Source organism: Mesorhizobium sp. B2-4-3 (genome assembly GCF_006442815.1).
Taxonomy (GTDB): domain Bacteria; phylum Pseudomonadota; class Alphaproteobacteria; order Rhizobiales; family Rhizobiaceae; genus Mesorhizobium.
The window spans coordinates 1-11264 of the sequence record NZ_VFVL01000042.1; the positions used below are offsets into that span (position 1 = coordinate 1).

Genomic DNA, 11264 nt, shown 5'->3' on the forward strand with positions numbered 1-11264 from the left:
ACGCAGATCTACACCCATGTGCTGGAAGAGCGGCTGGTGCGGCTGGTCAACGATCATCATCCGCTTGCCGACTAGGCCTCATATCGCTATGTGAGGGCGACGTTCCACCGCCCGGAGCCGGCATTTCAGCGGTTCCGCCAGCCATTGCCTTCCGACGGATCGGTCCGCCCAAGCATGTACAACTACCTCGATTTCGAAAAGCCGGTGCAGGATCTGGAGCTCAAGATCCTTGAGCTGAAGAAGCTTGCCGAGAACGGCGAGGCGGTCGATGTTGCCGAAGAGATCAGCAAGCTGGAAAAGCGCTCGCGCGACGCATTGCGCGACCTCTACAAGGCGCTCACGCCTTGGCAGAAGGTGCAGGTCGCGCGCCATCCCGACCGCCCGCACTGCGTCGACTACATCAAGGCGCTGTTCACCGATTTCACGCCTTTGGCCGGCGACCGCAATTTCGGCGACGACCAGGCGATCGTCGGCGGCTTCGCCCGTTTCCGCGGCGAGCCCGTCGCGGTGATCGGCCAGGAGAAGGGCTCCGACACGGCAAGCCGTATCAAGCACAATTTCGGCTCGGTGCGCCCAGAGGGCTACCGCAAGGCGGTGCGGCTGATGGAGCTTGCCGACCGCTTCCAGATCCCGCTGCTGACGTTGGTCGACACCGCCGGCGCCTATCCCGGCGTCGGCGCCGAGGAGCGCGGCCAGGCCGAGGCCATCGCGCGTTCGACCTCGGCTTGCCTGTCGCTGAAAGTGCCGTCGATCTCGGTGGTGATCGGCGAAGGCGGCTCCGGCGGCGCCATCGCGATCGCCACCGCCAACCGCGTCTACATGCTGGAACACGCCATCTATTCGGTGATCTCGCCCGAGGGTGCCGCCTCGATCCTGTGGCGCGACACCACGCGCTCCAAGGATGCGGCGACCAACATGAAGATCACCGCGCAGGATCTTCTCGAGATGAAGATCATCGACGCCATTATTCCCGAACCGATGGGCGGCGCCCAGCGCGCGCCGGAAACGGTGATCGCCTCGACCGGCGACCTCATCGCCAGGACGATGAAGGATTTCGCCGGCGCCAACACCGATTTCCGCGAGCAGCGCCGCGAGAAGTACCTGGCGATGGGCCGCAGCCTTTAATCGGGCATCTTGCGGTAAACTGTGGCAGCAACGACCAATTTCGCCACAAAAATGCCGCCGGATTCGGCTCAATGGACTTGCCGTGAGGGGTTGGCCCAATTTGTCGCGAAGACTTGCGGTAAGGAATTTTCAAGGTTAACGGGCTTACGGTCCAATGGTGTTCAGCCTGCGGGTCAAGCCACGCCGAGAGCTGTTGGCCCGAGAGAAAAGACGTAGCTGTATCGATGTTTGCCAAGCTTGCCCGCACCGGAGTCCTGATCGCCGCCATTGGCGTCGCCGGCTGCAATGATTCGTCGATGAAGGATTTCGCGCCGGAGGCCAACAAGCCGCTGCCGGACAAGATCCTCGCCGACATGAAGGCCAAGGGCATGGTGCGCACCTCCTCGGTGATGGCGCGCATCTTCAAGGAGGAAGGCAAGCTGGAGATCTGGAAGGCCAAGACCAATGGCCGCTACGATCTCGTCGCCAGCTACGACATCTGCAAATGGTCGGGAAAGCTCGGCCCCAAATACACCGAGGGCGACCGCCAGGCGCCGGAGGGCTTCTACACGGTGCGTCCGTCGCAGATGAATCCGCGCTCGAATTACCATCTGTCCTTCAACATCGGCTTCCCCAATGCCTATGACCGCGCCAACGGCCGCACCGGCCAGAACCTGATGGTGCATGGCGCCTGCTCGTCGTCGGGCTGCTATTCGATGACCGACGCCCAGATCGAGCAGATCTATGCCTTCGGCCGCGACGCCTTCCAGGGCGGCCAGACCGAGTTCCAGATCCAGGCTTTCCCGTTCCGCATGACCGCCGCCAACATGGCGCGCTACCGCGGCGACCCGAACTACGACTTCTGGAAGATGCTGAAGGTCGGCTACGACAATTTCGAGATCACCAAGGTGCCGCCGAAGGTCGACGTCTGCGAGAAGCGCTACGTCTTCAATCAGGTCGCGCCCGAAGGCACGACCTTCGACCCGACCGGCCCCTGCCCCGCGACGACCCAGCCGGATTCGCTGAAGACGGCCTACGCCAACTACGAGAAGAGCTACGACGCGGCCTTCAATTCGGCCGTAAAATCGAGCACGCCGCCGCCGAAGCCGACGATTGCCGGCGTCAAGGAAGCCAGCATCGTTTCCGACTGGTCGAAGCGCCGTGCTCGCGGTGAGCGCGTGCCGATCGATCCGCCGTCGATGAATTCCGACGGCTCGGTGACGGAAACGACCCGCATGGGCCGCATCGATTCCCCGGCCGGCCGCAAGATGGCGGCGGCCGACGCGGAAAAGGAAGCCAAGCGCAAGGCAGAAGAACAGCGCCTGGCGGCGATCGAGGCGGCCAAGGCCGCCAAGGAAGCAGCCAAGGCGCAACAACTGGCCGAAAAGGAAGCCGCCAAGCAGGCGGCCCAGCAGCAGGTCGTCACCGCCGGCGTCGAGGCAGCACCAGCCCAGCCTGATGCGCAGCAGGCAGCCGACGCCGACCAAGGCACCGTCTCGAAGCTCAAAAAGAAGCTGCTCGGCATGTTCGGCGGCTGAGAGCCTTCCGCTTGGCAAGACAGCCCGCCATCTACGATCTCAAGGGACTGAACTGTCCGCTGCCGGTGCTGAAGGCCCGCAAGCGACTGGCCGCGATGCGGCCGGGCACCCGGCTGTGGCTCGAGACCACCGATCCGCTGGCGGTGATCGACATCCCGGCCTTCTGCGCCGATGCCGGCCACCAGTTGCTCCAGACGGCGGCAGTCACCGGCGGCCACCGCTTCCTGGTCGAGCGCGGCAACGCGGCCTGAGCCGGTGTCTTTTCGGCCTATAACCCGGCTATCGCCAGCGGATTGGCTTCCAGCGCCGCGCGATCCGGGGTGTCGATCGACGGCTTGTTGGTGAAGGCGGCGAACAGCCGCCGGATATAGTCATCCGGCATGTCGAGCGTGACCAGCACCAGCCTGGTGCCGCGCTGGCCGTCGGGCCAGGCCGGCAGTCTTGCCGGCGGATGCAGTATCTTCTGCACGCCATGGATAACCAGCGGCCGCGAGGGATCCTCCGCGAGCTCGATGACGCCCTTCATGCGCAGGAGTTTCTCGCCATGCGTCGAGCGCAGAAGGTCGAGGAACATCTCGATCGCCGAGAACGGCACCGGGCCGTCATGGACAAGCGAGTGCGAGCGCACCCGCGTGTCGTGGCGATGCGCATGATGATGGCGGCCATGATCATCGTCGCCGTCATGGTGATGATGGTCGTGATCATGGTGATGATCTTGATCATGGTGATGATCCTGATCATGCGCCGCCTCTTCGCCAAGCCAGCGCCGCACGTCGGCGGACTTGGTCTCAGGATTATAGAGCCCGCAATTGAACAGCGTCGCGGCGCCCGTGCCGGCCTCGCTGACATCGAGCACGACGGCGCCGGGATTGATCTGCTTGAGCCTTGCCCGCAACGCCTCGATCTCGGCCGCGCCGGCAAGGTCCGCCTTGGTCAGCACGATGCGATCGGCCACCGCCGCCTGCTTCACCGCCTCGACATGGGCATCGAGCGTCGCCTCGCCGTTGACGGCGTCGACCAGCGTGATGACGCCGTCGAGCCGGAAGGCCTGCACCAGCGCCGGATGCGCCATGATCGACTGCAGCACCGGCGCCGGATCGGCCAGGCCCGTCGTCTCGACGACGACGCGGGCCAGTTTCGCGATACGGCCGGTCTGCAGGCGGTCGACGAGATCGGCAAGTGTGTCGACGAGGTCGCCGCGCACCGTGCAGCAGAGGCAGCCGTCGGAAAGCTGGATGATGCCGTCGGACGCCTGCTCGACCAGCAGATGGTCGATCGCCACCTCGCCGAACTCGTTGATGATCACGGCCGTGTCGGCAAGCTCCGGATCCTTGAGCAGCCGATTGAGCAGCGTCGTCTTGCCGGCGCCGAGAAAGCCGGTGAGCACGGATACGGGGATAGGAAAGCCGCTCATCGGCTTGGCTAGTTGGCCGATTTGACGGGCTGGTCGCCCTGCGCCCCGGCAGCGGCGGTCGCCACCGGCTCGGCGCCGGCCGGCGCCGGCCTGTCGGGCCGCCAGCTCGGCAGCGGCACATCGGCATAATTCTGATCGACCTGGTCGACGAAAGCCTTCGGCGCCGGACCGGTGGCGCCGCCGAGGCCGACCGCAATCAGCGCCGGATGGTCGAGCTTCACCTGGTAGGGCGATTTCGGCTTATCCTTAGCCGCAACCTCGGGCGCCGCCTCGGACTGCTCTTCGGGCGCCTTCTTCTTGCAGATCTCGTCATGCATGTCGTTGGGCGACAGCGTGTCGCCATAGGGCTTGAGCGCTGCCAGAGTGGTCGAACCCGCAGCCGGCGTATCAAAACCCTGGTCGAGCAGCTTTGCCGCCGCTTCGGCGCGGCTGACCGCCGATTTCTCGCCAAGCACCACGGCGACCAGCGTGCGACCGTTGCGCGTCGCCGAGCCGATCATGTTGAACCCGGAAGAGCAGACGAAGCCGGTCTTCATGCCGTCCGCGCCGGGATAGCGGCCAATGAGCAGATTGTAGTTGGGAAGCGCCTTCTTGCCGACTGCAAGGCCTTCGATCGAGAACCAGGGCGCGTATTGCGGAAAATCGGTGCGCAGCGCCGTCACCAGCACGGCGAGGTCGCGCGCGGTCGTGTATTGTTCCGGCGAATAGAGCCCGTTCGGGTTGACGAAATGCGTTCCGACCATGCCGAGCCTGGCCGCCTCCGCGTTCATGCGGTCGGCGAATGCGGCTTGCGACCCGCCGATATTCTCGCCGACGGCCATGGCGATGTCGTTGGCCGACTTGACCAGCATCATCTTCAACGCATTGTCGAGCCGCATCACCGAGCCGGGCTTGAAGCCCATCTTGCTCGGCGGCTCGCCGGCCGAATGCTTCGTCACCTTGATCGGCGAATCGAGCGCCACCTCGCCCGCCTGGATCGCGCGGAAGGTGACATAGGCCGTCATCAGCTTGCTGAGCGAGGCCGGATACCAGCGCTTGAACGCGTCCTGATGCTCAAGAATGGAGCCGCTCTTCAGATCGAATAGCACCACCGGATTGGCGCGCGCCGCGCTCGCAAACACCGGAAGCGCCAGCGCGCCTGCCAGCAAGAGGTTGAGGAAATGCCTTTGCCGCATGATCAAATCCGAAAATCGCCTCTTGCCGTAGTCGCCGCTGGGTCCGTAAGATTTCGTTACCCATCGCCAGCACAAATGCGGCTCGACCCTCGACCCCGGACCGCATTGTTGTCGTGCTATTTACCCTATGTGACGCCAAAATGGCAAAGTGCCATATATTCACAATTGCTGAGCAGTGGCTTCTGAACCGACTGCCGCCAGTCAACCAAGAGATGGAACGATCATGCCGATTCTGAACCGCGCCGCGCAAATGCAGGAAGAAGTTGCCGGCTGGCGACGACATCTGCATCAGACACCGGAGCTGAATTTCGACGTCTTCCAGACCGCCGGCTTCGTCACCGAAAAGCTGAAGGCGTTCGGCTGCGACGAGGTGGTGACGGGGCTGGGCAAGACCGGCGTCGTCGGCATCATCCGAGGCCGCAAGGGCGATGGTCCGACCATCGGGCTGCGCGCCGACATGGATGCGCTGCCGATCGAAGAGATCACCGGCAAGCCATGGGCCTCGACCGTGCGCGGCAAGATGCATGCCTGCGGCCATGACGGCCATACCGCGATGCTGCTTGGAGCCGCCAAATACCTCGCCGAGACGCGCAATTTCACCGGCACCGTGGCGGTCATCTTCCAGCCGGCCGAGGAAGGCGGCGGCGGCGGCAACGAAATGGTCAAGGACGGCATGATGGAGCGCTTCGGCATCGAGAAAGTGTTCGGCATGCACAATATGCCGGGCCTGCCGGTCGGTCAGTTCGCCATCAAGCCCGGCCCGATCATGGCCGCGACCGCCGAATTCACCATCACCGTCAAGGGTCGCGGCGGCCATGCCGCGATGCCGCACGGCACGATCGACCCGATCGTCATCACCAGCCAGCTGGTCGGCGCGCTGCAGACGATTGCCTCGCGCAGCACCGATCCGGTCGAGGCCGTGGTGGTGTCGGTGACCAAGTTCCACGCCGGCGACGCCTATAACGTCATCCCCGAAACCGCCGAGATCGCCGGCACGGTGCGCACGCTGAAGAAGGAAGTGGCCAAGAAATCGGAAGAGCGCATCCGCGCGCTCTGCGCCGGGCTCGCCTCAGCCTTCGGCGCCACCATCGAGGTCGATTACGACGCCAATTACCCCGTCACTTTCAATCATGCCGAGGAGACCGTGTTTGCGGGCGATGTCGCCGCCGATATCGCCGGCGACGGCCATGTCCACCGCGCCATCCAGCCGGTGATGGGCGGCGAGGATTTCTCCTATATGCTGGAAGCCCGCCCCGGCGCCTTCATCTTCATCGGCAATGGCGACTCGGCCGGCCTGCATCACCCGGCCTACGACTTCAACGACGAGGTCATCCCGCACGGCATGAGCTATTGGGTGAAGCTGGCCGAGACCGCGCTGGCCGCCTGAGCGGCCGCCGGCGAAGGCTCCGCCGCCATACGCTTGACCGGCTCAGCCCGACCTCGCCGAGACATTACGGCCAATGGGGAGGTCAGCATGCCCCTTGGCGAACCGACCCGAAGCGGCTATGTGTCTGGCCGCGTGGTCCCGTAGCTCAGTAGGATAGAGCGGCAGATTCCTAATCTGTAGGTCACAGGTTCGATTCCTGTCGGGATCACCATGCTTTTCAAGGGCTTGGCGAGCAGGTCGCCGCACTCTTTCTGAAGACCGATACGACGAGTTCCTGCGGGCTCCGTGGTTGCGGGCTTCCAGCCTGCCACTGATCCGACGCATCGATTTCCACCGGTAGCGTGGCGTGGACCGCTCCGCCGCCAGGAATCGCCGACGAGCTGCAAGCGCGCCAGCCCCAATACGAGGGTGTCAGGGCCATCCTTAAGAGAACGGCCCGGAAAGGTGGTGCGTGCGCATAAGTGTGGAGAGACGGTTCGCGGCCTCGGCGAACGCTTCGCCACCGGAAGCGATCAGCGCCGGTCGCTCCTGCTCGGACGCGGCCAGAATGCGTTCCCAGAACGCGGCAACGAGAGCGCCCGATCGGGCGAGGTCGGCGGCTACGCTCTGATCGTCGGCCAGCGCCGCCAGATGCTGGGGGTTGATGCCGCCGATACCGGGCGGGGCTTTCGCTCCCATGTCGACAAAACCGGAAGGCAGCGATCCTTTCAGATTGTGGACGCGATGGTCGACGATGACGGCGCAGATCTGATCGACAGCCTGCTTGGCGCCTGCGACACGGGAGGGATGGTCGGTGTCGGCCGCGGCATGCGGGAGAAGTTCCAGACGCTGGCCATGGCGTTCGACCAGCTTCAGGTAAGGCAGCATCGGTCCTGAAAGCGTGGCGCCGTCGGCAAAAACGTCGGCATCGATCGCCGCGTGGGAAATACGGCCCGATTCCAATGCGCGCTCCAGCGCTGCCACGTCGACCAGCTCGCCGCGATCGTAGTTGATCAGCACGGCGCCATGGTTGAGAGCGGAAAGCAGCTCGTCTGAGATCAGTCCGGCGTTGGCGTATCTTTGCCGGCCGGCATCGAAAGCGCCCAGGCCGAGATGGACCGAAAGCGCGTCCGCGCCGCGCGCCGCGTCCACCATGCTTGCGGCGTAGTCGAAGCCTTCCAGCTCGATCCATTTGCGGTGACGGGGCCGCGCATGGATGGTGACCCGCATGCCGAAGGCCTGGCCGAGCCTGGCGAATTCCCGACCGATGTTGCCATAGCCGATCACCGCCAGTCTTTTGCCTTCGAGCTTCTCGGTCGGGTAATGGCGCAGATCTTTTCCCGTATCGAACTGCCCGCCGGCGACCAGGCTGTTGAGCCTATCCACGGGAAGATCCGGCCTGACTTTCAGCAGCGCCTTCATGGCCATTTGCGCGGTGGCGCGACTGTTGATGCCCGGCGTATTCATAAGCGGCGCTTCGCCGCCCTCTCCGCTGCCCCCGCCCCACGATGCCGAGCCCATATTGCCGGTGCCGGTTCCGATGCGCACGCCGCCGAGGCGGAACCTGGCCTCCGCCGGAATGAAGGTCGCAGCCACGATGACGGCGTCATAACGGCCATCGCCAGCCTCGGCCAACAATTCTTCCCGCGTGCTCAATTGCGGCAGGTAGAAGAAATGCAGCCTGCCGGGATCGAGGGCGCCAGCGCTGCCGATGCCTGTCTGATGGAACACGCCGCCCTTGGCTTCGATGTAAGCCTTGACCTCGCTGTGATCGGGATTGCCGTCCGCGCCGAAGCGGAGACCGACAAAGTCGCAGATCAGAATGTTGGCTGATGTCATGAACGTCGTTTCCCTGCAGCTGTCTCCAGCTACTCCCATCCGTTATCCGATGGACCGACGTGAAGCGGCATATCCGGGTCGCAAGCGAGAAATCCGCCCCCTGGGAGCTGGAACCTGCCGGCCCCGAATGGCGAGGCGCTCGATATGTTGGTGACGTTCAAGTTTCGCTACGCCGGGGCAGGTCTCCCGACGTGTTCCATGAATTCGTCTACGAACCCTCCCTGTCGGGATTCGCCGATCGCGCCAATCGCCTGAAGATCGGCGACGGCTTGAAGGACGGCGTTCAATTGGGAGCTATGATCGCGCCACGCTGTCTCGAAGCGATGGACGCCCTTGGCTATTCCGCCGCGATCCGCTGGCCGGCGTCGCGGCGGGAGAGCGCATAGCTTGCTTCGTCGACCGCCTGCGCAACGCGCTTGCGGATCGCGGCGGACACCAAGACGCCGTCGGCGAAGTCCTTGTCCGTCGCATAGACCGCGGTCGGCAAGGCAAGAGCCTCGAAGAAGCCGAACAGCGGCCGCAATTGATGCTCGACGATCAGCGCATGCCGCTCGCCGCCGCCCGTCGCAAGCATGAGCACCGGCTTGCCTCTCAGCGCCGTCGGATCGAGCAGGTCGAAGAAGTGCTTGAACAGACCGGTGTAGCTGCCCTTGTAGGTCGGCGATCCGACCACCAGCACATCGGCGTTGACGACCCTATCGAGAATATCGCGGGCCCGCTGATCGAGATCGCGCGCCCATTTGGCGCTGCCGAGTGAAGGTCCAACATCCTCGATGTCAAAGGTGCTCGCGGATAGGTTGTTGCGGGCCGCGATGTCCCTGACCACCTGCTCGACAAAGCCGCGCGTCTTCGACGGCCGGGTGAAATTTCCGGAGAAACCGACAACGGTTGGATTGGGCATGCTGTGGCACTTTCTCGGTAAGTCGACGCCAGATCCAATGTCTATCATTTTTATAGACTCTGACCTGCCGTAGAAGGAACGATCCGCCTTTCGAAGGCCTCGCCTCGAACATTTTTTCCATGAATCGGCTGGTTCATGGTTTCCGTGGACAGGACGAGACCGCACCACCAACTTACCGAAATTGCGGGCCGGCGGTGCCGCGCCGGTCCCGCGATCGCGCATCGGTCTGGAGGGGCCGATGCGCGATAACACCCGAAATCCTCAGGCGACCTTGCGATCGGGCTGGCGCGCGAAGATCTCCTGGACCTTGTCGGCAATCGCCTTGCCGAGGTCGCGATTGTTCTCAGCCGTGAAGTGAATGCCGTCGCAGCCGTCTGTGGTGATGAAATCCCCGGCATTGAGGAAATCGACCTTCGCGAAATCGGCCATGGCGCGATATTCGGCCGCCAGCGCCGCCGTCTTCTCATGGCCGCCGGCGAACATGCCCTGGAAGAACGGATGCGGCATCGGCGTCAGCGGCGGCGGCGCGACCACCAGCGCCTGCGGGGCCGGATAGGGTGTGCCGACGCCGCCGGCGCTGGTGAGGATCTGGCCGACGAGCTTGGCCATGCCGTTGGCGATCTCATAGGGCGTGCGGCGGAAGAACGACTTGGTGTCATTGGTGCCTAGCATCACGATGACGAGGTCGAGCGGCAGGTGGCTGGCGATGGCCGAGGGCAGATAGGCGCTGCCGTTGAGGCGCGGATCGTTGGGATCGTCGAGGCTGGTGGTGCGGGCACTCAAGCCTTCCTCGATCACATGGTACCCGTCACCGAGATGCGAGGCCATCGCACCCGTCCAGCGGTCCTCATAGCCGTAGCGATGCGTCGGCGATCCCTCGATGACCGGAATCCAGCCCCAGGTCAGCGAATCTCCAAAACACAAGATCGATCTTTTGGTCATGTCTCCAATCCATTTTCCCTATGCAATTTGATTATTGGCCGTTCCGAGCTTGCCCGCTCAGCTCGACCTTTGCCTGATGCCGTAGAAGATCGCCGCGAGCAGGATGATGAGACCTTGCGCGATCAGCTTGCCTGGCTCGTCCACGCCGAAGGTCGTCATCACGACGAACAGCAGCGCAAAGGACAGCACGCCGAAGAAGGGCCCCCAGACACCGCCTTCGCCGCGCCCGAAGACGACGCCGCCGAGGATGGTCGCTGCGACCGCAAGGATCGGCAGGTCGAGGCCGACCCTGACGCTGCCGACGGCGATCGAGGCCGTCTGGACCAGCGCCGCGATGCCAGCGAACAAGCCCGCCAGCGTATGCGCAAGCACGACCGTGCGCGCGACCGGGACGCCGGAGAAATGCGCCGCCTGCACGTTCTCGCCGACCGACGTCACATAACGGCCGAAGACCGTGCGCGACAGGAACAGCGACAGCGCCGCCGAAACCGCAACCCAGAAGATCACTGGCGTCGGCGCCGGGCCGAGCTTGGTGTTGTAGATGTCGGCGAACATGCCGGGCACATCGCCGGGCGGCTTGCCGCTGGACAGATATTGCACGATCCCGACCAGGACGATGCCGACCGCAAGCGTGACGATGACGGCCGAGACCCGTCTCACCCCAACCATCAGGCCGTTGAAGAGCCCGACCGCCAGCCCGATGCCCAGCGCCAGGACGATGAAGAAGGCCATGGAGGCGCCGGGAAAGACGCCGGACGAGATGGTGTAGTTGATGAGCAGGATCACGCCGCCGCCCGACAGGTCGATGCTTCGCACCCGCATCACCAGAAGCTGGCCCAGCACCAATATGCCGAGCGGCACGATCTGGCGCACGAATATGCCCATAATGTTGAGGTTGAGCATGTTCGGCCGCGCGACCCACAGAACCAGGAGCAGCACGGCAAAGACGTAATAGGCGGGCGGAATGCGCAGCAGGCGGCGCATG

General features: G+C 64.1%; 10 protein-coding genes and 1 tRNA gene. 5 read left to right on the forward strand and 6 right to left on the reverse strand.

Annotated features, from left to right (window positions below; all coding sequences use genetic code 11):
- Positions 1-174 precede the first annotated feature (174 nt).
- From FJ956_RS27545 to FJ956_RS27555, 3 genes are all read left to right on the forward strand, one after another.
- Positions 175-1125: an acetyl-CoA carboxylase carboxyltransferase subunit alpha gene (locus FJ956_RS27545; protein WP_140683524.1), complete on the forward strand. Its 951-nt coding sequence runs from the start codon at positions 175-177 to the stop codon at positions 1123-1125.
- A gap of 224 nt (positions 1126-1349) precedes the next feature.
- The gene (locus tag FJ956_RS27550; protein WP_140683521.1) at positions 1350-2642 is read left to right on the forward strand and encodes a murein L,D-transpeptidase family protein; all 1293 of its coding nucleotides are present in this window, start codon (positions 1350-1352) and stop codon (positions 2640-2642) included.
- Positions 2643-2653: 11 nt separating this feature from the next.
- Entirely contained in the window at positions 2654-2893 is a 240-nt protein-coding gene (locus FJ956_RS27555; protein ID WP_140683518.1) for a sulfurtransferase TusA family protein, read from the forward strand.
- Positions 2894-2910: 17 nt separating this feature from the next.
- Here the strand turns inward: FJ956_RS27555 and FJ956_RS27560 are convergent, their stop codons facing one another.
- Positions 2911-4056, reverse strand: coding sequence for a GTP-binding protein (locus FJ956_RS27560; protein WP_140683515.1), 1146 nt, complete (start codon positions 4054-4056; stop codon positions 2911-2913).
- An 8-nt stretch (positions 4057-4064) separates the two neighbouring features.
- Complete coding sequence (locus tag FJ956_RS27565; RefSeq protein ID WP_140683512.1) at positions 4065-5231, reverse strand: D-alanyl-D-alanine carboxypeptidase family protein; 1167 nt, start codon at positions 5229-5231, stop codon at positions 4065-4067.
- Positions 5232-5454: 223 nt separating this feature from the next.
- Between FJ956_RS27565 and FJ956_RS27570 the strand changes: the two genes are divergently transcribed.
- Together FJ956_RS27570 and FJ956_RS27575 are read left to right on the forward strand one after the other, a co-directional pair.
- Positions 5455-6618 (forward strand): M20 aminoacylase family protein, encoded by a 1164-nt coding sequence (locus FJ956_RS27570; protein ID WP_140683509.1) that lies wholly within the window; start codon positions 5455-5457, stop codon positions 6616-6618.
- Positions 6619-6752: 134 nt separating this feature from the next.
- Positions 6753-6829 (forward strand) — tRNA-Arg (locus FJ956_RS27575).
- Between the two features lie 212 nt (positions 6830-7041).
- Here FJ956_RS27575 and FJ956_RS27580 read toward each other — a convergent pair.
- The 4 genes from FJ956_RS27580 to FJ956_RS27595 form a co-directional block, all read right to left on the reverse strand.
- Complete coding sequence (locus tag FJ956_RS27580; RefSeq protein WP_246672219.1) at positions 7042-8436, reverse strand: NAD(P)-dependent oxidoreductase; 1395 nt, start codon at positions 8434-8436, stop codon at positions 7042-7044.
- A gap of 337 nt (positions 8437-8773) precedes the next feature.
- Positions 8774-9337 (reverse strand): FMN reductase, encoded by a 564-nt coding sequence (gene msuE, locus FJ956_RS27585; RefSeq protein ID WP_140683503.1) that lies wholly within the window; start codon positions 9335-9337, stop codon positions 8774-8776.
- Positions 9338-9598: 261 nt separating this feature from the next.
- Positions 9599-10279, reverse strand: a complete 681-nt coding sequence (locus FJ956_RS27590; RefSeq protein ID WP_140683500.1) for an SGNH/GDSL hydrolase family protein — start codon at positions 10277-10279, stop codon at positions 9599-9601.
- Positions 10280-10336: 57 nt separating this feature from the next.
- Positions 10337-11263 (reverse strand): ABC transporter permease, encoded by a 927-nt coding sequence (locus tag FJ956_RS27595; protein WP_181170366.1) that lies wholly within the window; start codon positions 11261-11263, stop codon positions 10337-10339.
- Position 11264: the final 1 nt, after the last annotated feature.

What these genes read in the sequence shown, in the direction of transcription:
- FJ956_RS27545 (WP_140683524.1), top strand. Translation starts at nt 175, where the DNA reads ATGTACAACTACCTCGATTTCGAAAAGCCGGTGCAGGATCTGGAGCTC.
- FJ956_RS27550 (WP_140683521.1), top strand. Translation starts at nt 1,350, where the DNA reads ATGTTTGCCAAGCTTGCCCGCACCGGAGTCCTGATCGCCGCCATTGGC.
- FJ956_RS27560 (WP_140683515.1), bottom strand. Translation starts at nt 4,056, where the DNA reads ATGAGCGGCTTTCCTATCCCCGTATCCGTGCTCACCGGCTTTCTCGGC.
- FJ956_RS27565 (WP_140683512.1), bottom strand. Translation starts at nt 5,231, where the DNA reads ATGCGGCAAAGGCATTTCCTCAACCTCTTGCTGGCAGGCGCGCTGGCG.
- FJ956_RS27570 (WP_140683509.1), top strand. Translation starts at nt 5,455, where the DNA reads ATGCCGATTCTGAACCGCGCCGCGCAAATGCAGGAAGAAGTTGCCGGC.
- FJ956_RS27580 (WP_246672219.1), bottom strand. Translation starts at nt 8,436, where the DNA reads ATGACATCAGCCAACATTCTGATCTGCGACTTTGTCGGTCTCCGCTTC.
- msuE (WP_140683503.1), bottom strand. Translation starts at nt 9,337, where the DNA reads ATGCCCAATCCAACCGTTGTCGGTTTCTCCGGAAATTTCACCCGGCCG.
- FJ956_RS27590 (WP_140683500.1), bottom strand. Translation starts at nt 10,279, where the DNA reads ATGACCAAAAGATCGATCTTGTGTTTTGGAGATTCGCTGACCTGGGGC.
- FJ956_RS27595 (WP_181170366.1), bottom strand. Translation starts at nt 11,263, where the DNA reads ATGCGCCGCCTGCTGCGCATTCCGCCCGCCTATTACGTCTTTGCCGTG.